This is a genomic window from Mesorhizobium newzealandense (assembly GCF_042682145.1).
GTDB lineage: Bacteria > Pseudomonadota > Alphaproteobacteria > Rhizobiales > Rhizobiaceae > Mesorhizobium > Mesorhizobium newzealandense.
This window is the reverse complement of sequence record NZ_JBHUGZ010000008.1, coordinates 174,291-201,174: the sequence shown is the minus strand read 5'-3', so window position 1 is coordinate 201,174 and position 26,884 is coordinate 174,291. Positions and strand designations below refer to the sequence as shown.

33 protein-coding genes are annotated in these 26,884 nt (G+C 64.3%); 9 read left to right on the top strand and 24 right to left on the bottom strand.

What is annotated here, in order from left to right; all coding sequences use genetic code 11:
• Positions 1 to 2 precede the first annotated feature (2 nt).
• The 10 genes from arsK to ACFSOZ_RS13935 all read right to left on the bottom strand — a co-directional run bounded on the left by arsK (position 3) and on the right by ACFSOZ_RS13935 (position 8,129).
• The gene (gene arsK / locus ACFSOZ_RS13980; RefSeq protein WP_379098717.1) at positions 3 to 1,244 is read right to left on the bottom strand and encodes an arsenite efflux MFS transporter ArsK; all 1,242 of its coding nucleotides are present in this window, start codon (positions 1,242 to 1,244) and stop codon (positions 3 to 5) included.
• Complete coding sequence (locus ACFSOZ_RS13975; RefSeq protein WP_379098714.1) at positions 1,237 to 2,664, bottom strand: NAD(P)-binding domain-containing protein; 1,428 nt, start codon at positions 2,662 to 2,664, stop codon at positions 1,237 to 1,239. Before ACFSOZ_RS13975 ends, arsK begins: the two co-directional genes overlap by 8 nt.
• Positions 2,665 to 2,707: 43 nt before the next feature.
• Positions 2,708 to 3,028 (bottom strand): ArsR/SmtB family transcription factor, encoded by a 321-nt coding sequence (locus tag ACFSOZ_RS13970; protein WP_111543255.1) that lies wholly within the window; start codon positions 3,026 to 3,028, stop codon positions 2,708 to 2,710.
• 63 nt (positions 3,029 to 3,091) lie between these two features.
• The gene (gene arsC, locus ACFSOZ_RS13965; protein ID WP_379098712.1) at positions 3,092 to 3,514 is read right to left on the bottom strand and encodes an arsenate reductase (glutaredoxin); all 423 of its coding nucleotides are present in this window, start codon (positions 3,512 to 3,514) and stop codon (positions 3,092 to 3,094) included.
• A 10-nt stretch (positions 3,515 to 3,524) separates the two neighbouring features.
• Positions 3,525 to 4,199 (bottom strand): aquaporin, encoded by a 675-nt coding sequence (locus ACFSOZ_RS13960; RefSeq protein WP_379098833.1) that lies wholly within the window; start codon positions 4,197 to 4,199, stop codon positions 3,525 to 3,527.
• Positions 4,200 to 4,275: 76 nt separating this feature from the next.
• Positions 4,276 to 4,608 (bottom strand): ArsR/SmtB family transcription factor, encoded by a 333-nt coding sequence (locus ACFSOZ_RS13955; RefSeq protein ID WP_379098708.1) that lies wholly within the window; start codon positions 4,606 to 4,608, stop codon positions 4,276 to 4,278.
• A gap of 235 nt (positions 4,609 to 4,843) precedes the next feature.
• A complete protein-coding gene (locus ACFSOZ_RS13950) occupies positions 4,844 to 5,542 on the bottom strand; it encodes an RES family NAD+ phosphorylase (RefSeq protein WP_379098705.1) in 699 nt (232 codons plus the stop codon).
• Positions 5,536 to 5,964, bottom strand: a complete 429-nt coding sequence (locus tag ACFSOZ_RS13945) for an MbcA/ParS/Xre antitoxin family protein (protein ID WP_379098702.1) — start codon at positions 5,962 to 5,964, stop codon at positions 5,536 to 5,538. The genes ACFSOZ_RS13950 and ACFSOZ_RS13945 overlap by 7 nt, the downstream gene beginning before the upstream one ends.
• Before the next feature lie 110 nt (positions 5,965 to 6,074).
• Positions 6,075 to 7,508: an aldehyde dehydrogenase family protein gene (locus ACFSOZ_RS13940; protein ID WP_379098699.1), complete on the bottom strand. Its 1,434-nt coding sequence runs from the start codon at positions 7,506 to 7,508 to the stop codon at positions 6,075 to 6,077.
• A gap of 153 nt (positions 7,509 to 7,661) precedes the next feature.
• Entirely contained in the window at positions 7,662 to 8,129 is a 468-nt protein-coding gene (locus tag ACFSOZ_RS13935) for a GNAT family N-acetyltransferase (RefSeq protein ID WP_379098696.1), read from the bottom strand.
• Positions 8,130 to 8,414: 285 nt separating this feature from the next.
• Here ACFSOZ_RS13935 and ACFSOZ_RS13930 point away from each other — a divergent pair, with 285 nt between their 5' ends.
• Positions 8,415 to 9,005: a cation efflux transmembrane domain-containing protein gene (locus ACFSOZ_RS13930; protein ID WP_379098693.1), complete on the top strand. Its 591-nt coding sequence runs from the start codon at positions 8,415 to 8,417 to the stop codon at positions 9,003 to 9,005.
• A gap of 36 nt (positions 9,006 to 9,041) precedes the next feature.
• On the opposite strand, the gene ACFSOZ_RS13925 is transcribed toward ACFSOZ_RS13930, so the two are convergent.
• From ACFSOZ_RS13925 to ACFSOZ_RS13905, 5 genes are all read right to left on the bottom strand, one after another.
• Positions 9,042 to 9,782 (bottom strand): SDR family oxidoreductase, encoded by a 741-nt coding sequence (locus ACFSOZ_RS13925; protein WP_379098690.1) that lies wholly within the window; start codon positions 9,780 to 9,782, stop codon positions 9,042 to 9,044.
• A 77-nt stretch (positions 9,783 to 9,859) separates the two neighbouring features.
• Positions 9,860 to 10,849, bottom strand: coding sequence for an aldo/keto reductase (locus ACFSOZ_RS13920; RefSeq protein WP_379098687.1), 990 nt, complete (start codon positions 10,847 to 10,849; stop codon positions 9,860 to 9,862).
• A gap of 17 nt (positions 10,850 to 10,866) precedes the next feature.
• Positions 10,867 to 11,859: an aldo/keto reductase gene (locus ACFSOZ_RS13915; RefSeq protein WP_379098684.1), complete on the bottom strand. Its 993-nt coding sequence runs from the start codon at positions 11,857 to 11,859 to the stop codon at positions 10,867 to 10,869.
• Positions 11,860 to 11,914: 55 nt separating this feature from the next.
• Positions 11,915 to 13,327: an MFS transporter gene (locus ACFSOZ_RS13910; RefSeq protein WP_379098681.1), complete on the bottom strand. Its 1,413-nt coding sequence runs from the start codon at positions 13,325 to 13,327 to the stop codon at positions 11,915 to 11,917.
• Between the two features lie 25 nt (positions 13,328 to 13,352).
• Entirely contained in the window at positions 13,353 to 13,748 is a 396-nt protein-coding gene (locus ACFSOZ_RS13905) for a (R)-mandelonitrile lyase (RefSeq protein WP_379098679.1), read from the bottom strand.
• A gap of 168 nt (positions 13,749 to 13,916) precedes the next feature.
• Between ACFSOZ_RS13905 and ACFSOZ_RS13900 the strand changes: the two genes are divergently transcribed.
• The 6 genes from ACFSOZ_RS13900 to ACFSOZ_RS13875 all read left to right on the top strand — a co-directional run bounded on the left by ACFSOZ_RS13900 (position 13,917) and on the right by ACFSOZ_RS13875 (position 20,160).
• On the top strand, positions 13,917 to 14,810 hold the full coding sequence (locus ACFSOZ_RS13900; protein WP_379098675.1) for a LysR family transcriptional regulator: 894 nt from the start codon (positions 13,917 to 13,919) through the stop codon (positions 14,808 to 14,810).
• 192 nt (positions 14,811 to 15,002) lie between these two features.
• Positions 15,003 to 15,998, top strand: coding sequence for a carbon-nitrogen hydrolase family protein (locus ACFSOZ_RS13895; protein ID WP_379098668.1), 996 nt, complete (start codon positions 15,003 to 15,005; stop codon positions 15,996 to 15,998).
• Positions 15,999 to 16,172: 174 nt separating this feature from the next.
• The gene (locus ACFSOZ_RS13890) at positions 16,173 to 16,559 is read left to right on the top strand and encodes an ester cyclase (RefSeq protein WP_379098665.1); all 387 of its coding nucleotides are present in this window, start codon (positions 16,173 to 16,175) and stop codon (positions 16,557 to 16,559) included.
• Between the two features lie 148 nt (positions 16,560 to 16,707).
• Positions 16,708 to 17,769 (top strand): YeiH family protein, encoded by a 1,062-nt coding sequence (locus tag ACFSOZ_RS13885; protein ID WP_379098830.1) that lies wholly within the window; start codon positions 16,708 to 16,710, stop codon positions 17,767 to 17,769.
• An 84-nt stretch (positions 17,770 to 17,853) separates the two neighbouring features.
• Positions 17,854 to 18,909, top strand: a complete 1,056-nt coding sequence (locus ACFSOZ_RS13880; RefSeq protein ID WP_379098662.1) for a helix-turn-helix domain-containing protein — start codon at positions 17,854 to 17,856, stop codon at positions 18,907 to 18,909.
• Between the two features lie 201 nt (positions 18,910 to 19,110).
• The gene (locus ACFSOZ_RS13875; protein WP_379098659.1) at positions 19,111 to 20,160 is read left to right on the top strand and encodes an alpha/beta hydrolase family protein; all 1,050 of its coding nucleotides are present in this window, start codon (positions 19,111 to 19,113) and stop codon (positions 20,158 to 20,160) included.
• Between the two features lie 73 nt (positions 20,161 to 20,233).
• On the opposite strand, the gene ACFSOZ_RS13870 is transcribed toward ACFSOZ_RS13875, so the two are convergent.
• From ACFSOZ_RS13870 to ACFSOZ_RS13850, 5 genes are all read right to left on the bottom strand, one after another.
• Positions 20,234 to 20,731 (bottom strand): GAF domain-containing protein, encoded by a 498-nt coding sequence (locus ACFSOZ_RS13870; RefSeq protein WP_379098656.1) that lies wholly within the window; start codon positions 20,729 to 20,731, stop codon positions 20,234 to 20,236.
• 184 nt (positions 20,732 to 20,915) lie between these two features.
• Positions 20,916 to 21,230 (bottom strand): GYD domain-containing protein, encoded by a 315-nt coding sequence (locus ACFSOZ_RS13865; RefSeq protein WP_379098653.1) that lies wholly within the window; start codon positions 21,228 to 21,230, stop codon positions 20,916 to 20,918.
• 288 nt (positions 21,231 to 21,518) lie between these two features.
• Entirely contained in the window at positions 21,519 to 21,677 is a 159-nt protein-coding gene (locus tag ACFSOZ_RS13860) for a hypothetical protein (protein WP_379098650.1), read from the bottom strand.
• Positions 21,678 to 21,893: 216 nt separating this feature from the next.
• Entirely contained in the window at positions 21,894 to 23,525 is a 1,632-nt protein-coding gene (gene groL / locus ACFSOZ_RS13855) for a chaperonin GroEL (RefSeq protein WP_379098647.1), read from the bottom strand.
• Between the two features lie 71 nt (positions 23,526 to 23,596).
• Positions 23,597 to 23,911, bottom strand: a complete 315-nt coding sequence (locus tag ACFSOZ_RS13850) for a co-chaperone GroES (protein WP_379098644.1) — start codon at positions 23,909 to 23,911, stop codon at positions 23,597 to 23,599.
• A gap of 249 nt (positions 23,912 to 24,160) precedes the next feature.
• Between ACFSOZ_RS13850 and ACFSOZ_RS13845 the strand changes: the two genes are divergently transcribed.
• Both ACFSOZ_RS13845 and ACFSOZ_RS13840 read left to right on the top strand, forming a co-directional pair.
• Positions 24,161 to 24,415, top strand: coding sequence for a hypothetical protein (locus ACFSOZ_RS13845; protein WP_111543236.1), 255 nt, complete (start codon positions 24,161 to 24,163; stop codon positions 24,413 to 24,415).
• On the top strand, positions 24,412 to 24,678 hold the full coding sequence (locus tag ACFSOZ_RS13840) for a DUF1488 family protein (protein ID WP_379098641.1): 267 nt from the start codon (positions 24,412 to 24,414) through the stop codon (positions 24,676 to 24,678). Before ACFSOZ_RS13845 ends, ACFSOZ_RS13840 begins: the two co-directional genes overlap by 4 nt.
• A gap of 65 nt (positions 24,679 to 24,743) precedes the next feature.
• Here the strand turns inward: ACFSOZ_RS13840 and ACFSOZ_RS13835 are convergent, their stop codons facing one another.
• From ACFSOZ_RS13835 to ACFSOZ_RS13820, 4 genes are all read right to left on the bottom strand, one after another.
• Positions 24,744 to 24,959: a DUF6500 family protein gene (locus ACFSOZ_RS13835; RefSeq protein ID WP_379098827.1), complete on the bottom strand. Its 216-nt coding sequence runs from the start codon at positions 24,957 to 24,959 to the stop codon at positions 24,744 to 24,746.
• A 77-nt stretch (positions 24,960 to 25,036) separates the two neighbouring features.
• Complete coding sequence (locus ACFSOZ_RS13830) at positions 25,037 to 25,231, bottom strand: hypothetical protein (RefSeq protein WP_379098638.1); 195 nt, start codon at positions 25,229 to 25,231, stop codon at positions 25,037 to 25,039.
• Positions 25,232 to 25,236: 5 nt separating this feature from the next.
• The gene (locus tag ACFSOZ_RS13825) at positions 25,237 to 25,443 is read right to left on the bottom strand and encodes a hypothetical protein (protein WP_379098635.1); all 207 of its coding nucleotides are present in this window, start codon (positions 25,441 to 25,443) and stop codon (positions 25,237 to 25,239) included.
• Between the two features lie 173 nt (positions 25,444 to 25,616).
• Entirely contained in the window at positions 25,617 to 26,687 is a 1,071-nt protein-coding gene (locus ACFSOZ_RS13820) for a diguanylate cyclase domain-containing protein (protein WP_379098632.1), read from the bottom strand.
• Positions 26,688 to 26,884: the final 197 nt, after the last annotated feature.

Genomic DNA, 26,884 nt, shown 5'->3' with positions numbered 1-26,884 from the left:
GGCTAGCGCGCCTCTTCCGGCCTGCCGCCAATCGCAAATGCAACCCGGCTCTCGCGCCGCCTCAGCAGCGCGATGGCGAGGAAGGCGATGACGCCACTCGCGGCGACGACGACCAGCACCCACAGCGAATTGGCGACGGATGTCCGCGCCATCATGAAGGCGAGCGCGAACGGCGCGAAGGCCGAGGTGAACTGGCGGGCAGCGCTCGCCCATCCCAGCCGAGCGCCATAGCCTTCGCGGCCGAAGAGCTCGAGCGGCAAGGTGCCGCCGACGATGCTGGTGAGGCCGGAACCGAGGCCGAACAGCAGCACGAACAGGAAGGCGCCGGGCAGCCACGGCGTGGTCAACAGCAGCGTGCACAGCCCCGCCGTGAGCAGCAACGCGGCAATGACGGCGAGATGCGTTTGCTGAAGGCGCCCGCCAAACAGCATGTTGATCAACCGGCTGGCGACCTGCGCCGGCCCGAACAGGGTCGAAACGAAGAGACCGGCCGCGCCGAGCCCCAGTGCCGCCGTCAGCGGCACCATGTGGATGAGGATCGCCGACAGCACGAAACCCTCGGTGGCGAACCCCGCCAGCATCAACAGGAACGCCGCGCGTCCACGCCGCGGATCGAGCGGCGCGCCCGCTGCATGGGCCGGCCCGCGCTCTTGCGGCGTGGCCGTCGCGTGTCGGCGCGACAGCCGCATCAGCCAGGCATGGATCGGCAGGCAGAGCCCGAGATTGAGCGCCGCGAACAGCAGATAGACCTCGCGCCATGTCAAATGCGCATGCAGCGCCGAGGTCAGCGGCCAGAACAGGGTCGAGGCGAACCCGGCGATGAGCGTCAGGTGGGTGATGCTGCGTTGCGGCTGGGGCATCCCGATCTGCACGATCGCCACGAAGGCGGCGCTGTAGAGGACGAAGCTGGAGGCCAGTTCCATCGCCAGCAATGCCAGAACATAGGTCAGGCGGCCGGGCGAGACGGCGCACAGCGCCAGCGCGACGGCTGCCGCGACCGAGCCGACGGTCATGATGCGTCCGGCGCCGAAGCGGTCGGCCCAGCGCCCGGCCGTGGGCGCGAACAGGCTGCCGGCAAACAGCGAGGCCGACAGGGCGCCGAACACCCACCCTTCCGCGAGGCCGAACTCCCCAGCCATTGCCGGCGCCAGGATCGAGAAGCTGTAATAGAGCGTGCCGTAGCCGATGATCTGGGTCAGCCCGAGTCCCCAGATCGCCTTGCGCAGGACAGACCGGTCAGGCATCGGCGCCTACGGCCTCCGTCGCCCTGGCACCAACCGAGGGGCGGCCTGTCGCGCAACCGCAGCCCGACGCGCCCTTTGCCTTGGCGTTCGCGTCCTCGATGCAGCAGGCATCGACGTTGGCGGGCGCAGGCCCGCCGCAGCAGCCTTCGCTGTCCGATCCCGTCACGATATCGGCGCTGCACACGCCGGTTTCCGGCAGCACCAGCCGCACCTCGCGGGCCGCGACATGGTCTCCGGCAATGTCGGCGACCACCGAGCGGACCTGCTCATAGCCAGTCGCCATCAGGAAGGTCGGGGCGCGGCCGTAGGATTTCGAGCCGACGATGGTGAAGCCGGGTTCGGGGTGCGCCAGTTCCCTTATGCCATGCGCGGGAACCGTGCCGCAGGAGTGGAAATTCGGATCGATCAGCGGCGCCAGCGCCGGCGGCGCTTCGACGGCGGGATCGAGCGCGATGCGGATTTCGCCGAGGAACGACAGGTCGGGCCGGAAGCCGGTGGTGACGACGATGCGGTCGACGGCAAGGCTGAACGGCTTGCCGGCCAGGCTGGCATCGACGGCAAGCCCCTCGCCCTGCGTCTCGATGCGGTTGACAGCGAAGGCCGCCAGCATGTTCAGCTGTCCGTCGGCCATCGCCTGCTTGGCGGCGAGGCCGAGCGCGCCACGTTCCGGCAACTGGTCGTTCAGCCCGCCTCCAAGCAGCCGGTCGACGCTGGCATGACGCAGCGCCCAGAAGATCTCGGTGCCGGGCGCCGTGTCCTGCAGTTCCATGAGCGCCAGGGCGACGTTAATGGCCGAGTGCCCGCCGCCGATGACGAGGACCCGCTTGCCCGCATAGCTGTCCCTGGCTTTGCCGACCACGTCGGGAATGCCGTAGGCGATGCGTCCGGAGGCCGCGCCTTCGCCGGCAACCGGCAGGCCGTCGACGCCGATGGGGTTTGGCTGCGACCATGTTCCGGACGCGTCGATGACGGCGCGCGCGAGAACGCGGTGCTCGCCGCCGGCATCGCGATAGCCGATAACGAAGGGAGCGTCCTTGCGGCCGTCATTGGCGACCTTGTCATGTCCCTGACGGGTGATCGCGGTGACCTCGGCGCCGAGCTTCAGGTTGCCGGCGATCCCGGGAAGTGCGGCAAGCGGCGCCAGATAGTCGCGCACGATCTCGCCGCCGGTCGGCAGGCCGCGCATGTCCGGCGCCGTCCAGCCGGAGCGGTCGAGCAGCGCCTGCGCCGCCGGGTCGATATTGTATTGCCACGGCGAGAACACCCGCACATGGCCCCATTCGAGCAGTGCGGCACCGACGCTTTCGCCACGTTCCAGGATGAGCGGACGGAGGCCGCGTTCGACGAGATGCGCGGCGGCGGCAAGGCCGACCGGGCCTGCACCGATCACCGCGACGGGAAGATTTGCCATCATGTCCATATGTTCGATCCTTCCGGTATCTTCGAATTACAGAGCAAAAAAATCAGGCCAGCGCCTTGCCGACGGCAGGCGCGCAGGTGGCATCGGCGCAGCACTCGTCGGCGAGATAGCCGATCAGGGCATTCATGCCGGGATAGTTGGCGCGGCAGATCAGCGTCGTCGCCTGCCGCTCCTGCGTCACAAGGCCGGTGTCGACCAGCCGTTTGAGGTGATGCGACAGCGTCGAGGACGGGATGTCGAGCTTGCCCTGGACGCTGCCGACGGCAAGCCCGCCGTCACCGGCGCGCACGAGGATGCGGTAGAGCTGAAGCCGCGTCGGGTTGCCGAGCGCTTCGAGCTGGGCGGCTGCTTTTTCGAGTTTCATGGAAATAAGATACGCGACGCCTGTCGAGTCGTCAACCCAATTTCGAAAAATGTGGAAATACCGTCAGCCGCCCCGCTTGCCCGAAGCGCCGATGACCACCTCGCCATCCTCCTTGGTGAACGCGCCGATGTCCGGGTTGGGCAGGATGTCGAGCACCTTTTCCGACGGCCTTGCCAGCACGACGCCGAGCGGGCTCACCACGATCGGCCGGTTGATCAGGATCGGATGCGCCAGCATGAAATCGAGGATCTCGTCGTCGGACCATTTCGGATCGGCGAGGTCGAGTTCAGCATAGGGCGTGCCCTTCTCGCGCAGCAAATCACGCGGTGTCATGCCCATGGCCGCGATCAACTCGACCAGCTTCTGCCGGGACGGCGGCGTCTTCAGATATTCGATCACCTCCGGCTCCTCGCCCGACTGCCGGATAATGGCCAGCGTGTTGCGCGAGGTGCCGCAGGCCGGATTGTGATAGATGGTGATGGTCATTTCGCGGCTCTCATCTGTCTGTTGGTTTCGGTTCGGCAAGCAGCCAGCCCGCCAGGGCCATGGCCAGCAGCGCTCCCAGCAATTCGGCGGCGATGAAACCCGGCAGGTCGACCGGACGGATGCCGGAAAACGTGTCGGACAAGGCACGGGCGATCGCGACGGCCGGATTGGCGAAGGAGGTCGAGGCCGTGAACCAGTAGGCGGCAGTTATGTAGAGCCCGACCAGCCAGGGGATCGCGTCGGAGCGGAAGCGCAGGCCTGCCAGGATGGTGAAGATGAGGCCGAAGGCGGCGACCGCCTCCGCGAGCCATTGCCCGGCGCCGGTCCGCACCGTCATGGAGGCCTGCAGGATCGGCAGTTCGAACATGGCGTGCGCCAGAAACGTCCCGGCGATGCCGCCTACCACCTGGGCGACGACATAGGCGAGCGCCGCGCTCGCCTCGATCTCGCGGCGGAGCGCGAACACCAGCGTGACGGCCGGATTGAAATGCGCCCCTGAAACCGGCCCCAGTATCGTGATCAGCACGACGAGGATCGCTCCCGTCGGCAGCGTATTGCCGAGCAGCGAAATGGCAACGTCGTGGGTCAGCCGGGCGGCCATGATGCCGGAGCCGACCACGGTCGCGACCAGCAGCGCGGTTCCCAGCGCTTCGGCGACGATGCGGCGTGGCAGATCGTCCGCCACGGCGTTCAGCCGGCCTTCGGCAGATTGCGGCCGATCTCGTCCAGCAGCCGCTTCTGGATCGCTCATCGGCGGGCTCCTAGCAATCACAGGTCACGGCATTGATGACGGGCCGGCAGAGTTCTGGCGCGCCGTTGCAGCAATCTTCCATCAGATAGGCCAGGAGGTCGCGGAAGCCGGTCATGTCGGCGACGTAGCGCACGATCCGGCCGTCGCGTTCGGGGTGGATCAGCCCGGCATGGGCCAGCACCTTCAGATGCGCCGACATGGTGTTCTGGACCGTCTCCAGCCTGGTGGCGATCTCGCCCGCCGGAATGCCTTGCGGACCGGCGCGCACGAGCAGCCGGAAGACATCCAGCCGCGTCTCCTGGCCAAGCGCTGCCAGTGCGTTCAAAGTGCTTTTTTTATCCATATATCCGTATCCTTGGATTTATGGATATCAACTTCACCGCGATCTGTAAAGCGATCCTGAGCAGCGCCTTGCAACGCGATGCCGGGCCGGCGGCAAAGGCGGGTTTTGTCGGCAAGCATCCTGAGTGATGTAAGGCTGACCGTGACCGGCTCCCGGCCGCTGAAGCATGATCCTGAAAAAGGGGAACCGGTTGTCCGAAGAGAGCGGGCTCCGAGAGAGAGCCCGCTTCCTGCCATCATGTGACCGCCAGCACCTTTCCCGTATCGTGCTGGCGTACGAAATCCACGCGGGCGCCGTCCCAATGGTAGCTGTAATGCCGACCCTGGACCGGAATGGTGATGGCGTCCGGCCAGAAGATGCCGATGCAGCCCCCGCCTGGCATGCGCACGCTGGTCCACACCAGCCCGTCGCTGCCGGCGGCCCGTAGCGCCCGCCCTTCCGCCTGCGAGGCGCTATAGTCGTCCGGATCGAGCACGCCGGGTACCGCGTTGACGTCATCGAGGTCGCGGTCGACGCTGCCGATCAGGACGCGGAAATCCGCCGTCCAGCCCGGATCCTCATTGGTGGCGCGCATGAATTTCTGATGGTGGTGGATGGTCTCGGCGAGCGCCACCTCTTCGCTGTCGCCGGCATAATAGAGTCCGTAACTGCCATCCGAGAACCGGCCCGGCCGCAGGGTCGAACAATGCACGAAGGGCGCCATCACGAAGCTGGCGCCGGGGCCTGAAATCCGCCGGGCGGCCGACACCTTGCCGAGATCGCCGATCTCGAGCCGGATGCGCGGGTTCGTCTTCTCCTCGACGGCGGCCAGCGCCTCCCAGTCGCGCGGGTCGGCAATGTCCTCGAACAGGTCGATCGGCGGATGGATGGAGCGGATGATGCGGAAGGTCTGGTGCCAGTGGACGCGGCGACGGACCGCTAGCCCACTCACCATGCACCACGCTCCGCATCAAGCCATTCGCGCATCGCGGCAAGGTCGGCGATCTCGCCGCGCAGCATGAGGTCGAGCGCCGATTGGCCGCCGAAGATGGCATTGGGCTTGCGGATCCAGGCATAGCCGCGCGCCGGCTCCGTGAAGAGATAGCGCAGGCCCTTGTGGATGCCCATCAGATGCGCCATGCGGGTGCGCAGGTCGCGGTCGATCCGGCCGATGCCGCCCTCCTTCAAACGTGCCCCAATCTTCCAACGTGCCCAGGTGCGCGCCGACATGCCGCCAAGCAAGATGCAGGCCTCCAGGTCGGTGAGATTCCAGGCCTTGAACAGGTTGACGGTGGTGCGCGCCAGCGCGCCCGCCTCGTCGTCGGTGATGACGCTTCCCACCGTGGCCGGTGTGGTGACTATGGGCTGAAGCTGCATTTTGCTCCTCACTATTGGCAGATATATAGCACGTATCTGCCAATTGGCAAGCATGGGGGGGTGGCGGGCCGCGCATCATCAGGGCGGCCCTTGGCGAAACCGGGTCGTACCTATTCGGCCGCCTCGTAACCGGCGATGCCCTTGATCTCGAGGAAATCCTCGAGCCCGTATTCGGCATATTCGCGACCGTTACCCGACTGCTTGTAGCCGCCGAACGGCAGGCCGGCGTCCCAGGTCGGATAGTTGATGTAGACATTGCCGGTGCGCATGCGCGCCGCCACTTCGCGCGCCTTCTTCATGTCCTTGGCCTGGATGTAGGAGGCCAGGCCGTAGACGGTGTCGTTTGCGGTGTCGATCACCTCGTCGACGCTGTCATAGGGCATGATCGCCAGCACCGGCCCGAAGATTTCTTCGCGGGCAATGCGCATGTCATGGGTGACGTCGGCGAACACGGTCGGCCTGATGTAATAGCCGCGGTTGAGTTCGGCGGGCCGGCCGGGGCCGCCGGCGACCAGCGTCGCGCCTTCGTCGATGCCGCTCTGGATCAGGTCCTGGATCTTGTCGAACTGGATCTGGCTGACGACCGGGCCGAGCCTGGTGCCGGCAGCGTCGGCCGGACCGACTGTGAACTTTTCCGCCGCCGCCTTGGCATAGCCGGCGGCCTCGTCGTGGCGGTCGCGCGGCACGAACATGCGCGTCGGCGCGTTACAGGACTGGCCGCTGTTGCCGAAGCAGCCGGCGACGCCCTTGGTGACGGCGTTGGCGAGGTCGACATCGGGGAACAGGATGTTGGCCGACTTGCCGCCAAGCTCCTGATGCACGCGCTTGACCGTGTCGGCGGCGGCCTTGGCCACCAGGATGCCGGCGCGGGTCGACCCGGTGAACGACATCATGTCGATGTCGGGGTGGCTGGACAGCGCCTGGCCGACGCCCGGTCCATCGCCATTGACGAGGTTGAACACGCCCTTCGGCACGCCGGCCTCGTCGAGGATCTCGGCGAAGATGATGGCGTCGAGCGGCGCGATCTCGGAGGGCTTGAGCACCATGGTGCAGCCGGCGGCAAGGGCGGGACCGACCTTGCAGGTGATCTGGTTCAGCGGCCAGTTCCACGGCGTGATCAGGCCGACGACGCCGATCGGCTCCTTGACCACCAGCGAGCTGCCCTTCACATGGCGGAACTCGAACGACTTCAGCACGTCGGCCATCTTTTGCAGATGCGCGAGGCCGACGCCGACCTGGCTGTCGAGCGCGAACTGGCGCGGCGCACCCATCTCGCGCGACACGGCCAGCGCCAGATCGGCGCTGCGCTTCTTGTAGACCGCGATGATGCGGTTCAGCAGCTCGAGCCGCTCGCCGACCTCGGTGAAACCAAACGTGTTGAAGGCGCGCTTGGCGGCGGCCACCGCCTTGTCGACATCGGCCTTGGAGCCGAGCGAAATCTGCGCGAAGGCATCCTCGTTCGACGGATCGATGACGTCGAACGTATTGGGCACAACCGGATCGACCCACGCGCCATCGATATAGAACTGCAGATTGTGTGACATGGTTTTCTCCCTGGGGTGCACCGCATGGCCGTGCCGGCCGTCATATGTGGCTGGAGATAACGATGCGCAAACGCCGCTGTCAAACGCAAGAGCCAAGTGATTGAGCCAGCGTGTGCAGTATGACTTCGTCGTCCTGGGGCGGACCGCTCCGCATCAGCCTGCAAGCCTCTTGCTCATATAGACCGTCACACCATTCATGAACGGCTCTTCCCGGTCCACGATATAACGGCATCTTTTGTAGAGCGACACATTGGCCTCGAAGGCGCCGTTGGTCAGCAGGCGCAACTCGCGGCGTCCCGCTTCGATCGCCTTGCGTTCGGCCTGCTCCAGCAGCAGCCGGCCGATGCCCCTGCCCTGCGCCTGCGGCGCAACGCAGACATTCTCGATCCAGAGGTGATCCTCTGCCAGCATGGTTTCGATCATCCCGACAATGGCGCCATCCTCGACGGCGAGATCGAATGGATGCTCGGCAACGGCCTTGGCATAGTCGGCGCGCATCGGCAGCGGCTCGCGGCCGATCACCGGCACCCATTTGGCATAGGCGGCGCGCACGATATCCCTGATCGCGGCGGCGTCCGCCGGCTCGGCCGGCCGAAGCCGGATGGAAGGATTGATGGTCATCGCATTGCTCCAGACATGAAAAACCCCGCCGGCGGCTGTCGCGGGCGGGGCTGGAAACGAACGAACCGGGTCTATCGTACCGGTCTTTGTCGTCGCGCAATCAGCTTGCCGCTCCGCACTGTGCAGGGGCGGCGTCGCTTGGTGTTGGCAGGCGCAAGGACGAACATGGCGTCAAGCTGGAGCAGGAAGAGCAGCGCTGTCAAGCCGGCCGCTCAATCGATAATGTCTCATGTCATGGAATCGCGACATGCCTTGCGGTAACGGCAATTGATCGATGGACGAAATATGACCGGGACGCTGAACAAAGCGGTGCGGATGGTCGCCATCCTGAACCTTGGTTATTTCGGAATCGAGTTTGCCGTAGCCGTTTGGATCGGATCGGTTTCGCTGTTCGCGGACAGCATCGATTTTCTCGAGGATGCATCCGTCAACCTGCTGATCATGGTCGCGCTGGGCTGGACCATCCGCAACCGAGCGCGGCTCGGAATGGCGCTGGCGGGAGTCCTTCTGATCCCGGCTTTGGCGACCCTTTGGACGGCCTGGGAGAAATTCAACATCCCGATCCCGCCAGCGCCCGTTCCGCTAACGCTTACCGCGGCTGGTGCGATCCTCGTTAACCTGTCGTGCGCGCTCATGCTGGCTCGCTATCGCCATCACAGCGGCAGTCTTACCCATGCGGCATTCCTGTCGGCCCGCAACGACGTCCTGGCGAATGTCGCGATCATTGCCGCCGGCCTGGTCACGGCATTCGTGTGGAACTCGGCCTGGCCAGATATCATTGTTGGCCTCGCAATCGCCGCCATGAATGCGGACGCCGCCCGCGAGGTTTTCACGGCCGCAAGACGCGAGTTCGCGCAAAGCCAAATTTCAAGCTGAGCTACTGCCGCCGATCCGAACGCGATCCTTGCGAGCTCAATACTCCTGGGCCGTCGGCCGGAACAGGATCTCGTTGATGTCGACCTCGTCGGGCTGGCTCATGGCGAAGACCACCGTCCTGGCGAAGGAATCGGCCGGGATCGCCACGCGGTCGTAGAGCGCGCGCACGCCTTCGGCGACATCGGGCTCGGTGACGCTGTCGGGCAATTCGGTCGCCACCGCGCCCGGCGAGATGATGGTGGTGCGGATGTTGTAGGGTTTTACCTCCTGGCGCAGGCCTTCCGAGATGATGCGCACCGCATGCTTGGTGGCGGCATAGACGGCGCCGCCCGGCCCGACCTTGTGGCCGGCCACCGACGACACGTTGATGATGTGGCCGCTCTTCTGCGCCTTCATGTGCGGCAGCGCGGCTGCGATGCCGTAGAGCACGCCCTTGATGTTGACGTCGATCATCCGGTCCCAGTCCTCGACCTTGCCGCGCTCCAGCGGCGAGTGCGGCATCAGGCCGGCATTGTTGATGATGACGTCGACCCGGCCATGAACCTTGACCGCATGATCGACGAGACGGCGCACCTGACCGACATCGGTCACGTCGGTCGCCAGGATGGCGTCCTTGCCCAGCGACAGCTCGCCGGCGAGCGCCTGCAGCCGGTCGAGACGGCGCGCGCCGAGCACCAGCTTTGCGCCCTCTTTCGCCAGAAGCCTTGCGGCGGCTTCGCCGAGCCCGCTGCTGGCGCCGGTGATAACAACAACCTTGCCCCTGATGTTCTCGCTCATGGTCTTTCCTTTCTGATTATTGCCTGTAGGCCGACGGCGTCAGTTGAGATCGCCGGCCGGGCCTGATCCGGTGGCGCTCAGCGATCGATCCTTGCCGCCTGTTGCGGGGAATAGCGCTCTCCCTGCACGGCAATCGCCGAGACCGCGCTCTCGATATTGCGAAGATCGTCCACCGTCAGCGCAACGGCGGACGATCCGATGTTCTCCTCGAGGCGATTGAGCTTCGTCGTGCCGGGGATCGGAACGATCCACGGCTTCCGCGCCAGCAACCAGGCGAGCGCGACCTGTGCAGGGGTCACCTTCTTCTCGGCTGCGATCGCGACGATCGCATCGACCAGAACCTGGTTCGCCTTCCGGGCCTCCTCTGCAAAACGCGGGACGGTGTTGCGGAAGTCGCTGCTGTCGAACGTCGTGTTGGCGTTGATGGCGCCGGTGAGGAAGCCCTTGCCCAGGGGGCTGAAGGGCACGAAGCCGATCCCCAGTTCTTCGAGGACCGGCAGGATCGCCTCCTCGGGCTCCCGCCACCACAGCGAGTATTCGCTTTGCAGCGCGGCGACCGGCTGCACCGCATGCGCGCGCCTGATCGTGCGCACGCCCGCCTCGGAGAGGCCGAAATGCTTCACCTTGCCGTGTTGGATCAAGTCCTTCACCGCGCCGGCCACCTCTTCGATGGGTACGACCGGATCGACGCGGTGCTGGTAGAGGAGGTCGATGTGGTCGGTCCTCAGCCGTTTGAGCGAGGCCTCGACGACGTCGCGAATATGCTCCGGCCGGCTGTCCATGCCGTCGTGTCCGGCTGTACCAGCGATGTCGATGCCGAACTTGGTGGCGATCACCACCTGGTCGCGGATTGGCTGCAGCGCCTCACCGATGACCTCCTCATTCTTGAACGGGCCATAGACCTCCGCGGTGTCGAAGAAGGTGACGCCGCGCTCGAACGCCGCCCGGATCAGGCGGACAGCATCCGCCGTCTCCATCGGTTGCCCGTATGACTGGCTCATGCCCATGCAGCCCAGCCCGATGGCCGAGACTTCGAGACCGCTGTTTCCAAGTGTGCGCTTTTGCATTTTGTTCTCCTTGTTGCTTAACGATCAATCGCGGCGTCGAGCCCCGCCGACAGCGGAGCGCCCTTGATGTCGATGGTGGCAAAGGCTGCGTCGATTTCGGCCAGGTCTTCGGCCGTCAGTTCGACGTCTGCCGCAGCCAGATTGTCATCGAGATGCGCCACCTTCGTGCCGCCCGGTATCGGTACGATCCATGGCTTCTGGGCCAGCAACCAGGCGAGCGCGATCTGCGCCGGTGTGATGACCTTGCGACTGGCAAGCCCCTTCAGGAAATCGACCACCTTGAAGTTGGCCTCCAGTGCATCCGGGGTGAAGCGCGGGAAATCCTTTCGCAGGTCGTTGGGGTCGTCGAACGTCATGTCCCTGGTGATCGCGCCGGTGAGGAACCCCTGGCCAAGCGGCCCCCAGGCGACGAGGCCGATGCCAAGCTCTTCGCAGACTGCAAACTTCGTCTGCTCGGGCTCGCGCATCCACAAGGAATAGTGGTCCTGGATCGCCGCCACCGGCTGCACGGCATGAGCCTTGCGGATGTTCACGGTGCTCGCCTCGGACAGTCCGAAATGCTTGACCTTGCCTTCTGCGATGAGCGCCTTCACCGCGCCGGCGACATCCTCCATCGGCACGGCCGGATCGACCCTGTGCTGGTAAAGAAGGTCAATGCGGTCGGTCCGCAGACGCTTCAGCGAAGCGTCGACAACCTCGCGGATATGCGCCGGCCGGCTGTCGAGCCCAACCATCTCGCGCTTCTCGTTGATCTTGAAGCCGAACTTCGTGCAGATCAGAACCTGATCGCGAACCGGCTCAAGCGCCTCGCCGACCAGTTCCTCATTGACGAACGGTCCGTAGCCCTCGGCGGTATCGAAAAGGGTCACGCCGCGCTCAACGGCCGACCGGATCACGCCAATTGCCTCTTTCATGTCCGTGGCAGGCCCGAGACCGAAGCTCAGCCCCATGCAGCCGAGGCCGATCGCCGAAACCTCCAGGCCGCTTGTTCCGAGTGTGCGTTTTTGCATCGTGGTTCTCTCTCAATTCCTGTTTGAAGGCCGCTGGCCCTATCCTATCTGGAGCTCAGGCGTTCGCGCCGGTCACAACCGCCTGTGCCGCCTTGCGCGGCCGCACGATCAGCGCGCAGACGATCAGCAGCGCCAGCGCCAGCATGGCGGAGCCGGCGGTGAGTGCCGTGCCGACGCGGTAGGCGAGCAGCTCTCTTCCATCGAGCGCGCCGGCGCCGACCGCGGCGACGGCAACAAGCACGCCGAGGCCGAGCGAATTGCCGAGCTGGTGGGCGACGTTGACGACGCCCGAGGCGGCTCCCGCATCCTGGGGGGCCACGCCGGCAATGCCCGACGTGGTCAGCGGGCTGAGCGCCATGCCTTGCCCGGCGCCGATCAGCACCATCGGCAGTGCCACCCCGGTCAGGTAGGCCGTGTCGAACGAGGCGCGGCTCAGCCAGGCCATCCCCAGCAGGCAGAGGGTGAGGCCGCCGGCCAGCAGGCGGCCATTGCCGAACCGGCGCGTCAGCTGCGGCACCACCATCGCCACGGCGAAATTCACCATGGTCATCGGCAGGAAGGCCATGCCGGTCAGCGACGCCCTGTAGTTGAGCACGCCTTGCAGATATTGCGTGGTGAAGAAAAAGAAGCCGATCATGGCACCCAGGAACAGGATGCGGGCAGCGTATGCACCGGCGCGCTCGCGGCTGGCGAAGAGCCGCAGCGGCATGATCGGCTGCCTTGCCTTCCACTCGTTGACGACGAAGACGCCAAGCAGCAGCACGGCGCCGGCCAGCGACGCGATCGTGCCGGCATTCGTCCAGCCGGTGTCGGCCGAGCGGATGAAGCCGTAGACAAGTGCTGTCATGCCGACGGTCGAGGTCAGGGCGCCCACGATGTCGAGCGCACCGGCGCGCCGCTCGGTTTCCACGATGTATCGGCGCGCGGCGATGATCATGGCGATGCCGATGGGGAGATTGATGAAGAAGCCGACGCGCCAGGAGATCCAGTCGGCAAGCACGCCGCCCAACACCAGGCCGACGCTTGCCGCGACGCCGGCCACGGCGCTGTAATAGGACACGGCACGGGTGCGCTCGGAGCCTTCGGCGAAGGTGGTCTGCAGCAAAGCGAGCGTCGAGGGCGCCAGGATGGCGGCGCCGAGGCCCTGGATTGCCCGCGCGCTGATCATCCAGGCCGCCGATTGCGCCATACCGATCGCCAGCGAGGCAACCGTGAACAGGGCGAGACCGACGATGAGCATGCGCCGGCGGCCCAGAATGTCTCCCGCACGCGCCCCCAAAAGCAGGAAGCCGCCGAAGGTCAAGGTATAGGCGCTCTGCACCCATGCCAGCCCGGCATCCGTGAAGCCGAGGCCTTGATGGATCCTGGGCAAGCCGGTGAGCACGATCGAGGTATCGAGCACGATCATGACATAGCTGACGAGGATGATCGCCAGGATGGCCGTCTTGTGTGGTGCGGTCGCGGGCATGGACATTTCTTGCTGGCTCCGGCAATCAGGCCTGGTATTGCGCGTCGCTGACGTGCTCCATCCAGTCGACGGCCTTGCCGTCCAGCGCTTCCTGGATGGCGATGTGGGTCATGGCGGTGGTCGGTGCCGCGCCATGCCAGTGCTTCTCGCCCGGCTCGAAGCGAACCACGTCGCCGGGCCGGATCTCCTCGACCGGGCCGCCCTCGCGCTGCACGCGACCGCAACCGGCGGTAACGATCAGCAGCTGGCCGAGCGGGTGGGTGTGCCATGCGGTGCGCGCGCCGGGCTCGAAGGTGACGGCATTACCGGCCGCGCGCGCCGGTGCGATGGCTTGAAACAGCGGATCGATGCGCACCGTGCCGGTGAACCAGTCGCCCGGACCCTTGCCCGAGGCTTGAGAACCGCTTCGCTTGATATCCATGGTTTTGTCCCTTTTCCTGGGCCCGCCTTCAAACGAGGCAAGTAGCTGCCGCCATTTCTCATGGCCGCCTGATTTTGGGCGCCCGATTGTGATGACGCCTATTTAGGGCCTGCGATTGGCCGCGATTAGCTGCTATATCCGGCATGAACTTATGAGAAGGACTCATGAATGCCCCGCGATAATCTCAACGAGCTGACCGCCTTTCTCGCCGTGGCGCGTGAAGAGAGCTTCACCCGGGCGGCGGCCAAGCTCGGCGTCTCGCAATCGGCGCTCAGCCACACGGTGCGCGCGCTGGAGGAACGGCTGGGCCTGAGGCTGTTGACCCGCACCACGCGTAGCGTCTCGCCGACCGAGGCGGGCGAGCGCCTGTTGCGCACCGTCGGACCAAGGCTCGATGAGATAGAGACCGAGCTGACCGCGTTGAGCGCGTTGCGCGAAAAACCCGCCGGCACCATCCGCATCACCGCCGGCGAGCACGCCGCCGATGCTGTCCTGTGGCCGGCGATCGCCCGGCTGCTACCGCACTATCCCGACATCAAGATAGAGATCATCGTCGACTATGGCCTGACCGACATCGTCGCCGAGCGCTACGACGCCGGCGTGCGGCTTGGCGAACAGGTGGCTCGCGACATGATCGCGGTGCGCATCGGTCCCGACATGCGCATGGCCGTGGTCGGTTCACCTTCCTACTTCGCCACCCGGCCAAAGCCGCGCACGCCGCAGGACCTGACCACCCATAACTGCATCAATTTGCGCCTGCCGACCTATGGCGGCCTCTATGCCTGGGAATTCGAAAAGGCAGGACGCGAACTGAAGGTGCGCGTCGAGGGCCAACTGGTGTTCAACACGGCCGCGCTGCGGCTGAATGCCGTGCTTGCCGGATTGGCTCTTGCCTATCTGCCCGAGGACCAGGTGCGGGTGCACCTTGCCAGTGGCGCAGTGGTGCGGGTGCTTGCCGATTGGTGCCCGCCCTTCCCCGGCTACCACCTCTATTACCCCAGCCGCCGGCAGGCGACGCCCGCCTTCTCGCTGCTGGTCGACGCCTTGCGCTATCGCGGCTAGACGGAGTTGACGAAGCAGGATCGCATCGGCATCATCGGCGCGGCGTGGCCTGCGCCGAACCTCCAAGGGCTGTCCCCAGCACGGTCTTGAACGGAGGCAAAGGGACTTCGAGTCTCAGGCCGCTGTCTTTGGTCCGATCGTTTCGCATGAGGTTGCTGGGGAACTCCATTCGGGACGTGAAAGGCCATGACAATGACGCAAAACGCAAATTTCAAACGTAGTGTGCGAGCTCGCGCTGCCAAGACGGGCGAGTCCTACACGGCCGCGCTCAGGCATTTTCACAGCAGTGGGCCGGACAATCCGGAGCCCGAAGCCAGGTCGCTGCGATTGGCCGTGGCGCAAACCACTGTCCATGATGACCCTCGCAACATCTCCAAGCTGCGCGACAGCGGGCTGGAGATGCGACGCCTGATGAAAGAGGCGCGGCAGGCCGGAGCAAGGTTGCTGCACTTTCCCGAAGGTGCGATCTGCTCCCCCAACAAGCGCATCATGTCCGCCAGCGGTCCCCAAGCAATCGGGCCTGCCGATTGGACCCGGTTCGAATGGACCGTCCTGCGCGAGGAATTGGAGGCGACGCGCGCACTTGCACGCGAGCTTGGATTGTGGACGGTCTTCGGTTCGGTGCATCAGCTCAGCCAACCGCGCCGGCCGCACAACAGCCTGTATGTCGTCTCCGATCGGGGCGAACTGGTGACGCGCTACGACGAGCGTATGCTCTCGATCACCAAGATCTCGTTCATGTACACGCCAGGTTCGATCCCGGTGACGTTCGAGGTCGATGGGCTCCGCTTCGGCTGCGCGCTTGGCATGGAATCGCACTTTCCGGAGATTTTCGTCGACTATGAGAGGCTCGATGTCGATTGCGTCCTGTTCTCGACAACCGGCTCGGCCGCCGATAGCCCGGCTCTCGCCGTCGAGATGCAGGGACACGCGGCAAGCAACAACTATTGGGCCAGTTTCTCGGTCGCTGCGCAACACGGCCTGACCGCCCCTTCGGGCATCGTTGCTCCCGGCGGCCGGTGGGCGGTGCAATGCCCAGCAGATGGAACACCCTCGATCGCCGTCGTCGATATCGACAACAATCCGGGAGACCCGGCCCGGCCGTGGCGGCGAACGGCACGAGCCGGAATTTATCAGCCGCATCTGGTGGAAGACGACCGGCGGAGCAACGACCGCGGCATGTTCTAGCCAGGCGCATTCGAGCCGGGCGTCACGCCCAGGGGTCGGCTGGCGGCTGCCGGTCGACCGCTGGACTACTGACGTCGGAGTACAATCCATCTGGATTGAATCCGCGGTCGTTCTATCTTCCCATTTTGAGCTGTGCCGAACCGCAAGTTCGGGATTTGCACCGGAGCCATCGCCGTGACCGACACCGATCTTACCGACACCTATCTCGGCTACATCGCTTGCCTCAACAATCAGGACTGGCGAAATCTCCATCGCTTCGTTCACGACGAGGCGCACTACAATGGCGACCGGATCGGACTGGCCGGGTATCGCAAGATGCTGGAGCGGGACTTTTCCGAGATCCCGGACCTGTATTTCGACATCCAATTGCTGGTCTCCGACACGCCGTTCATAGCCAGCCGGCTTCAATTCAACTGCACGCCAACGGGAAACTTCCTTGGACTGCCGGTGAACGGCAGGAAAGTCTCCTTCAGCGAGAACGTCTTCTATGAATTTCTCGACGGCAGGATCAGGCATGTCTGGTCGGTCATAGACAAGGCGGCCATCGAAGCGCAGCTCTAGCGGATGTCGCCTAAAAGTACCTGCTGATCCCTGCATCGAGGCGAAACCGCAATCGTTCGTAAAAATCGATCATTCTGACGAAAATAATTCGTTGGAAAGATCGGTCCAGGAATGGCATTCCTCCGGCGTACTCGCCTGGAGCATTGCATTGTCTTCCCTTATCCACATCGCGAACGATATTCCGAAAAGTCTGATTTCCGCCGAACTCGCCCAAGGGCGAAAGTCGCTCAATTCGGTATGGAACGGCATCGTGCCTGGCATCGTGCTTGTCGCGATGATCACCGGTGTCGCCTTCTCGGCCCGCAATGTCTCCGGCTTCGCTCTGTTCAGCCCGATGATCCTCGCCGTCGTCGCCGGCATGATCTATTCCAACGTGCTCGGCACGCCCGCCCACGCCAGGGCCGGCATCGCCTTTTCGCAGCGCCGGCTGCTGCGTTTCGCCATCGTGCTGCTCGGCTTCCAGCTGACGCTTGGCCAGGTGGTGTCGATCGGCGCCGGTGGTGTCGGCATCGTCGCGCTGACGCTTGGCGCCACCTTCGTCTTCACCATCACGCTCGGCCGGCTGATCGGCGTCGACGCCAGGCTGGCGCAGCTGATCGCCGCCGGCACCTCGATCTGCGGCGCCTCGGCCATCGTCGCCACCAACATCGTCACCGAGGCGCGCGACGAGGACGTCACCTACGCCGTCGCCTCGATCACGCTGTTCGGCACCGTCGCCATGCTCGGCTTCCCGCTGCTGGCGCCCCTGCTCGGCCTCGACCAGCACGCTTTCGGCCTGTGGGCCGGCGCCTCGATCCACGAGGTCGCGCAAGTCATCGGCGCCGGCTTCCAGAACGGCACCCAGTCCGGCGAGATCGCCACCGTCGCCAAGCTGACCCGCGTCGCCATGCTGGCGCCGATGGTGATCGCGCTCGGCCTGATGGCGCGCCGCAAGGGCAGCGACCCGTCGGCGGCGCGACCGCCCATGCCGTGGTTCGTCGCCGCCTTCGTCGCCGTGGTCGCGCTGAACAGCCTCGTCACCGTGCCGGCCGAGGTGAAATCGGCGATGGCGCTTGCCACCACCATCATGCTGACCATGGGGCTGGCCGCCATGGGCCTGCAGGCCGACATCTCACAGTTGCGCTCGCGCGGCCTGCGCCCGCTGGCGCTCGCCTTCTCGGCCTTCCTGTTCATCGGCTGCTTCAGCCTGATATTGGTGAAGTTCGACTGAGAACCGCGCAATCGGCGAGTTTGGGAATCAAAACCACATCGGCTACGGTCCGCTGCGCATCAGCACACGAGCCCGCAACCGACCATGCCGTTTGTTCCCCTGCCCTTTGTCGTCGCCCTGTTGCTGTTCATCCTGCTTTGGGTCGTCGCCAGGCGGGAGGATGAGGCAGCACCCAACCTGCCGTTTCTCGGCCTGATCCTGCTCGCCGCGCTGCAATCGGTGCTCACCGGCCTGCGCTGGGGCTATGGCATCAGCGCGGTGGGCTACATCGCGCCCGTGTCCGCCGCGATCATGCCATCGCTGCTCTATGCCGGCGTCTCCAAGCTCGTCCGCACCAACGACCGCCGATGGCCGGCCTTGCTGGCACTCCATGCGACGCCAGCCGCCATCGTCTTCGTGCTGGTGATTGTCTGGCGCGACGCGGTCGACGCAGCGCTGGTATCAATCGATTTCATCTACGCGGCCGCCATTCTCTGGCTGCTGCGTTCCGGCGCCGACGGCCTTCGCCTGGCGCCTTTCGACGGCGCGGTCCCGGCCTACCGCGCCATCATCGCTGCGGCCGTGACGCTGTGCCTGTCGGGAATGGTCGACATGTTGGTGTCCTTCGAGGTGGCATCCGGCCACAGCGACCGCGCGGCGACGGTGATCGGCATCGCCAACCTTTTCATCCTCGTCCTTGTCGGCGTGGCGGCGGCGGCGGCCAGCCAGAGCCATGTCCCGCTCAACGCCCCGGAACCCGCCGAGGCCTCCTCCCCGATCGACACCGGTGAAGACGCCGACACTCTTCGTAGGGTCGAGGGACTGATGCAGGAGAAAAAGCTCTACCGGGACGCCAACCTGAACCTCAACCGCCTTGCCCGGCGCGCCGGCATTCCAGCACGGCAGATTTCGGCGGCGATCAACCGGGCGACCGCCAGGAACGTCTCGCAATATGTCAACGAGTACCGCATCGCCGAGGCCTGCCGGCTGCTGACCGACACCGATCAGTCGGTGACCGAGATCATGCTTGCGGTCGGCTTCCAGACCAAGTCGAACTTCAACCGCGAGTTCCGCCGCATGACGGACATGACCCCGCTCGCCTGGCGAGACCGGAACGCGCAGGGCACATCCCCCTCGCCTGCAACCCTGGCCAGCAGCTAAAGCCCTGCACGCCATCCGGCATCGGGCGGTACCAAATCGCGATCAAGCACGTCCTCGATCGCGATCGAGGTCGCCGGCTTCGTTCGGCTCCGCTGATATCGCGGCGTGAACACAGCAACCGAAGATGACCGTCAACTGGCCGAGAAGCTCAAGTCGCCTTCTCTCCGCCATGGCGCCAGGCGTTCGACAATGGAGATCTCAATGAAATTCTGGACCATACTATGCGCCATCGTTGTTTCCATGGCGCTGATGCCACACGCGGCCGACGCCAGCGACAATGTCGGCGTGCGTCAGCTTCCTGCCCCTTCCAGGGAGCGCGGCATCAATCTCGATGTGACAGTCTGGTATCCGGCACAACCGGGCGGCGAGGCGGTTACGCTTGGCGACAACGCGTTGTTCGTCGGCACGCCCGCCATGCGCAATGCGCCAATCTCTGGCGGAAAATTTCCGCTCATCCTGCTTTCGCATGGCGCCGGCCTGGCGGGAAACCCGCAAGCCTTGAGCTGGATTGCGACGCCCTTGGCTAGGCAGGGATTCGTCGTCGCCGCCCCGACGCATCCAGGCAATACGGGGAGAAACAAGTCCGCAGCCGAAACGATGAAACTCTGGTTGCGGCCCGCCGACCTCACCGCAACCCTGAATGCAATGGGTAGGGACCCCTTCTTCCAAAATCACCTCGAGCAAGGCAAAATTGCCGCCCTTGGTCTTTCCATGGGCGGCAACACAGCGCTCGCAATAGCCGGCGCCCGCGTCGACCCTAAGCTGCTGGTGGCCTATTGCGATACCGACCTGCTCAATGTTTCTCTTTGCGACTGGGTCAGGCAAAGCGGGGTTGATCTTCATGCCATGGATTTGCAGCCCGCCGGCCGTGACAACCGGGATGAGCGCATTCAATTTGCCATGGCGATCGATCCCGCCCCAGCCGATATCTTTGACGACAAAAGTTTTGCCGGCATCAGTATTCCGGTCGATATCGTCAATCTTGGCCGACCGGGGAAGATCCCGGTGACCACCGACGCCTCCGGGATTGCAAAAGCGATTTCAAAGGCAAGCTATGCGACGATCGACGATGCGAGCCACTACAGCATGTTTGGCGAGTGCAAACCCGGCGCTTCCGAGATCATTGCGTCCGAACAGATCGGTGATCCGGTTTGCGACGATGGCGGAGAACGATCGCGCGGTGCTATCCACGCGCAACTGATCGATATGACGGCCGCAGCTTTCACTCGCGAGCTGAAGACCAATCCATAGGTCCGGCTTGACAGGGCCGGCATCCCAAGCAGGACTTGCGCGACCCGCCGACCTGCTCAAAAAATGGTGCGGTTCAGTCCTCGAACGAGCTCGCGGCGGCATAGATCGCCGCCAGCGTCTCGATGCCGGCCTGGTCGGCCTTGTCGAAGCGGCCGGGCAACGGACTGTCGAGATCGAGCACGCCGAAGACGCCGTCATCGTCCTCGAGCAGCACGACCAGTTCCGAGCGCGAGTCGGCGTCGCAGGCGATGTGGCCGGGGAAATCGTGCACGTCCTTGATCAGCATAGAGGTGCCGAGTTCGACCGCCGTTCCGCAGACGCCCTTGCCAACCGCGATGCGCACGCAGGCCGGCTTGCCCTGGAAGGGGCCGAGCACCATTTCCTCATCGGATTGCAGGAAATAGAAACCGGCCCAGTTGAGGTCCGGCACCATCTGGAAGATCAGCGCCGCGGTGTTGGCGGCGTTGGCGATCGAATCGCGCTCGCCGTCGAGCAGCGCTTTCAGTTGCGTGGCGAGGTCGCGGTAGAACGCCGCCTTGTCCGACGTGTCGATGGCCTTGGCCGCAAACATGGCTTGTCTCCGTATCGAGAATCGCGGTTTCGTTTCCGCAAGCTCCCTGCACCAAACGACCACCGCACGATACTAGCGTGAATTACGGTCGCCGCGAAAGTCGGGAGAAGATGCGCCATCCGACACTCGGGCAGCACGGCACGTCCATCGAACCGTGCTGCCTTGATCAAGAAGGCAAGTCCTATCAGCCCGCGGGTTTGTACGCGCCGGCAGCCTTGTTGGCAGCCGCGATCACTGCCTTCATGTCGAGTTCTTCCAGGACAACCATCTCGGTCAGCGAGCCGCTCGCCCGCACCGCAAGGGACATGCCAATCCCCGCGGACTGGTCCGGCACCTCGCCATTGACGACGACGTCATAGATGCCGCGCGTGAACATCACGCTGGTCACCTTGCCGCCAACGCTTTCAAAAAGCGCCTTGACCGCAGCTTGCCTGTCCGAGCCTTGCATCAATCCTTTGGCGGCATGAGGCGCATAGTTTGCCAAAATAATCACTTTCATGGGTATTTCCTCCAAATGTCATTGTCTCGTGGCTGCTCCATAATTCGAGCGGCACGGAGCGATTTATTTTTCGGAACAACTGCAGGCGCCCTTGGACGCCTTGGCGGCCAAGGGCCCACTGCCGGATAAATATGCGCTGAAGCTAATATAATGACAATACCGGACACGCCGATACCGCCGACAGGAAGGTGTCTGGCTGGACCACGCTCGGCCCGCGCGGTCGACCCGCGCCTCTGACGTGCGATGTGGTGCCGGCGTTGCGTGGAAGGCAGCGGCGGCGCCGCAGATTCACATCGGGCGTTTGGGTTCGCCCTTTTGTGGCGTTGCCGTGTCCGAGTCGGATTTCTTGTGCTTGTCGGCGGCAATCCTGCGGATGCGGTCGAAGCGGCTTTCCTCGGTGGGTTCGGTCGTGACGACCGTCTCTGGCTTCTGCACGAACGTGATCATGGATCCGTCTCCTGGGCTAGAGGCCTGTGCGCCGGGAGAAAATCCCCCGGCGGTATTTATCTCGATGTCGACTCCGGTAAGAGCCAGCGTGGCGAGATTCAGGTCAGGCCGAGTCGAAAACGGTGGTTTCCGAGAACCGGAGCGGAGCGTACTTTTCGTACGTGAGCACCGGAAGCGCAGGAAACCGCCGTTTGCAGGCCGGCATCACCTGAATCTTTAGTAGCCGCCCATGCCACCGCCGCCGCCACCCGCAGGTGCGGCATCCTTGGCCGGGATGTCGGTGATCATCGCTTCCGCGGTGATCAGAAGGGCCGCGATCGAGCCTGCATCCTGCAGTGCGGTGCGCACCACTTTCGCCGGGTCGACGATGCCTGCCTTGATCATGTCGACATAGACCTCATTCTGGGCATCGAAGCCCTGATTGTGGTCCTTGCTGTCGGTGAGCTTGCCGACGACGATCGAGCCTTCGACGCCTGAATTCTCGGCGATCTGGCGGATCGGCGCTTCGAGTGCCCTGAGCACGATCGAGATGCCCGCGGTGACATCCTCGTTGGCGCCGGTCAGGCCGGCAAGCGCCGACCTTGCGCGCAGCAGAGCCACGCCGCCGCCGGGCACGATGCCTTCTTCAACCGCCGCGCGCGTCGCGTTCAGCGCGTCGTCGATGCGGTCCTTCTTTTCCTTGACTTCCGACTCGGTGACGCCGCCGACGCGGATGACGGCAACGCCGCCGGAGAGCTTGGCCAGCCGCTCCTGCAGCTTTTCCTTGTCGTAGTCGGACGTCGTCTCCTCGATCTGGCCCTTGATCTGCGCGACACGCGCCTGGATGGTCGCCTTGGTGCCGGCGCCGTCGATGATCGTGGTGGTGTCCTTCTCGATCAGCACGCGCTTGGCGCGGCCGAGCATCTCGATGGTGACGTTTTCGAGCTTGATGCCGAGATCCTCGGAGATCATCTGGCCGGCGGTGAGCACGGCGATGTCTTCCAGCATCGCTTTGCGGCGATCGCCGAAGCCGGGCGCCTTGACGGCCGCGACCTTGAGGCCGCCGCGCAGCTTGTTGACGACCAACGTGGCGAGCGCTTCGCCTTCGACGTCCTCGGAGATGATCAGCAGCGGCCTGCCGCTCTGCACCACCGCTTCGAGGATCGGCAGCATCGCCTGCAGATTGCCGAGCTTCTTCTCGTGGATGAGCACGTAGGGCTCTTCCAGCTCGACGCGCATCTTGTCGGCATTGGTGACGAAATAGGGTGATAGATAACCGCGGTCGAACTGCATGCCCTCGACGACGTCGAGTTCGGTCTCGGCGGTCTTGGCTTCCTCGACGGTGATGACGCCGTCATTGCCGACCTTGTCCATCGCCTTGGCGATCATGTCGCCGACGCTGGCATCGCCATTGGCGGCGATGGTGCCGACCTGTGCGATCTCGGCCGACGACTTGACCTTCTTGGCCCGCGCCTTGATTTCCCCAACGACGGCGGTGACCGCCTGGTCGATGCCGCGCTTCAAGTCCATCGGGTTCATGCCGGCGGCGACCAGCTTGGCGCCTTCGCGCAGGATCGAGGCGGCCAGCACGGTTGCGGTGGTGGTGCCGTCACCGGCGAGGTCGTTGGTCTTCGAGGCCACTTCGCGCACCATCTGCGCGCCCATGTTCTCGAACTTGTCGGCAAGCTCGATTTCCTTGGCGACAGTGACACCGTCCTTGGTGATGCGCGGCGCGCCATAGGCCTTGTCGATGATGACGTTGCGGCCCTTGGGGCCGAGCGTGACCTTCACCGCATTGGTGAGGATCTCGACGCCGCGCAGCATGCGGTCGCGCGCGTCGGTGGAGAATTTGATTTCCTTGGCAGACATTTTTTTAATCCCGTTCGTGTGGTGGAGTGAACCGCTCGCCGGAGCCTGGCAAAGGCCGGCTCCTCATATGGTCAGGCGGCCTTCTTGGCCTCGACGGCCTTGTCGATGACGCCCATGATGTCGGCTTCCTTCATGATCAGCAGGTCCTCGCCGTCGATCTTGACCTCGGTGCCCGACCATTTGCCGAACAGGATGAAGTCACCGGCCTTGACGTCGAGTGCGATCAGCGCACCGCTTTCGTCGCGTGCACCCGGGCCGACGGCGATGACTTCGCCTTCCTGCGGCTTTTCCTTGGCATTGTCGGGGATGATGATGCCGCCCTTGGATTTGGTATCGCCTTCAGCGCGACGAATGACGACGCGGTCGTGGAGTGGCCGAAATTTCATGGGAACTTCTTTCTGGGGCCGGCACAGGCGGCCACGCCCGTCCTATATAGACGCGTTGGCACTCGATAGATAGGAGTGCCAAAAATTATTCGCCGCCGGAATTAAATATTCAAAAGTATTATTTCGGTACCTGGTTTCGTGATATCGCGGGTTGGTCAAATAATTCAAAAAATTGAATTTTGCCGATTGAGTGCCTATTTATCGGACAAGTTCGTTTTCACGATTTCAGGGACAAGGGAGATTTCTTCGATGGCCGAAGGCAATCAGACGATCATGGAAAAAGCTGAAGCCCGCTTTGTCGACAAGCAGAAGAAAACGGCGGAGCGCAACAAGGCAACCGCCGAGTACATGTCCGAGGCAAGGGCCAGGGAGATCAAGACGGCAAGACTGCGGGAACTGCGGCTGGCCAAGGAAGAGGCCGACCGCGTCGCCGAAGCCCTGAATCCGACGCCCAAGAAGAAGCGCGTGGTCAAGAAGGCCGCCGCCACGGAGGTGAAGACATGAGCCTGACATTCCCCAACCGCAGCCGCAGCTATGACGAAGCCGGCAAACGCATTCGCTTCGTCGGCCATGACGGCATGTTCCAGATTTCGTTCTCCGTCGCCGCCGATGCCATGGCCAAGATGCAGCCGGGCGCCGCGGCCAATGAAGCCGGCTACCTCGCCACGTTCGACACCGAGAGCAGCGCCATCCGCGACGTGGCGTCGAGGGCCTACGACCGCACCCGCAAGAGCATGTATGTGCTGACGGCCGCCGACTTCGGCTGATCAGCCCAATGTGTCGCTCAAGAGCGGCCCCGGTTTTGAGACAACGACATGCATGGAAACGAAGATTAATCGTTCTCGACCATCGTGCGTATCTTTTCAGCCTTTTCAAAATGGTCGAGGCGGTGGGTTCTGATCCACCATTCGGCGGCTTCCATCAGCAGGTCGGGGTCGTCGTTCCTGTTGGCGAAAAACGCATAGAACGACACGCCGACGCCAGGCCCTTTTTCGGAAATCTTGCGGTCGCAGACCTCCAGTATCTTCTGCTTCAGGCTGGCTCTCACGGGAATCCTCTGGTTTGCGGTGCGGCAGGCCAGTGCCGGCGGCAAGGCGACGCCGTCGGGCAGTGCCTGCGGCAAGTTCAGGCCTTGCGCTCCTCCGCCCTTTCGCGGCGCTTGACGTCGCGGACATTCATCTGCACGACCATGTCCTCGGCCTCGCGCGGCCCCATCCCGACCATCACCTTTTGCCGGATCACAGCAGGCTGGCCGGTGAAGACATCGACGATGGTCCAGCTCTGGGGCAGTTCCATGCGCAGCGTGTAGCGGTTGGCCATCTCTGTCAGCCCTGCATCATGAAAAACACCGCGGCCAGGATCAGCACCGTCCAGGCGATGACCGACAGCTTCAGCACCATGCCGCCATGCTCGGCCAGAATCTCCCGCAGCCGCAACGCGACGCCTGCCGACGAGGCCGGCGCCGTGACAGTGGCGACAGGCGCCTTGACGCCAAGTTTTCCGAACACAGGCAGCAGCGATGGTTCACGCACGGAAATGACCTCGAATGTCGGGAAGGGGCCGGAGCAAGTTTGCTCGCTTGCCTGTCATAGCACCCTTTCGCGAATGCCCTGCATGCCAAATGCAGATGGACGCCACGGATTGCATTGGCGCGAGATGGGCGGGCCCCCTTCGGCGAGGCCGTACAACAAGCCGCCGCTAGCCCTCAGGCCGCGGCGCTGCGGCCTTTCGCGGCGGCGTCCAGCTTGAAGATGCGGAACGTGTTGCGCCCTGCCGCCTTGGCGGCGTAGAGCGCGGTGTCGGCCTGCATGAACAGGTCGCACGGCATGGTCGCTTTGGCGAAGGCGATGCCGACCGAGGCGCCGAGCCTGAGCGACTGGCCGCATGCCGTGACCGGCTTGCCCATTGCCTCGATGATGCGGCGCGCGACGCCGGAGACCGCGCCGCGGTCGAGATGCGGTCCAAGCAGCACCGCGAACTCGTCGCCGCCGACGCGCGCCACCAGGTCGGCCTCGCCGCACCCGTCGGCAAGCCGCTTTGCCGCCTCCTTCAGGCATTCGTCGCCGACGACGTGACCGAACGTGTCGTTGACGGCCTTGAAGCCGTCGAGATCGATCAGCAGCAGCGCGCCGAGCGGGCGGCCCTCGTCGGCATGTGCAAGCCGCGCCTGGAAGCGGCCGCGGTTGGCCAGCCCCGTCATGACGTCATATTCGGCCAGATAGCGCATCCGGTCCGACAGGATCTTCTCCTCGGTGATGTCCTGTTTCATGCCGAAGATACGCACGGGAACACCGTCCTCGCACTCGACGGTCGCGGTGATGCGGATCCAGCGGCTGCGGCCGGCAAAGGTGGTGATCTCGGCATCGAGATTGAAGCCGTTGCGCTCGGCGATCGCCCGGCCGCGCAGGCTTTCCAGCGCCTTGCGCGACTCCGCCGGATAGCACTTGACGATCTCTGAGCGATCGAGCACCGAGCCGCGCGGCAGGTCGAACAAATCATAGACCACATCGGTCCACATAAGCCGCTCGTCGGGCAGGCTGCATTCCCAAACGCCAAGGCGCGCGGCGGCCGAGGCGCGGTCGAAGATCTTGCGGCTGTGGGCCAGCGAAAGCTCCTGCCTGGCGATCAGCGCCGCCTGCGCCGCGAGTTCCGCCTTGAGCCGGGCGATGGCGGCGGCCTCGCGGCGACGCTCGTCGGAGCGGCTGTCGCGCCCTGCCCGCCTGCCGGGCTGCGAGGCCCGCGCCGGGCCTTTCGGACTGTAAGGCGTATCGGACATGTCGAGGCTCTGCTGTCTTGGCGGGAGACCACCATGGCGGGCAAGCGATTAACACTTCGCTGACGGTGGCCCGGCTTGCCCACGATTACCGCGAAAATCCCACCCCTCGGACGGCTGCAATTTTTCTCTTGAACAAGCCCCGGATGTAGCCTAGCCTTGATTTGAGAAAAGGTTTTTCCAACAGTTTTGACTGGGTT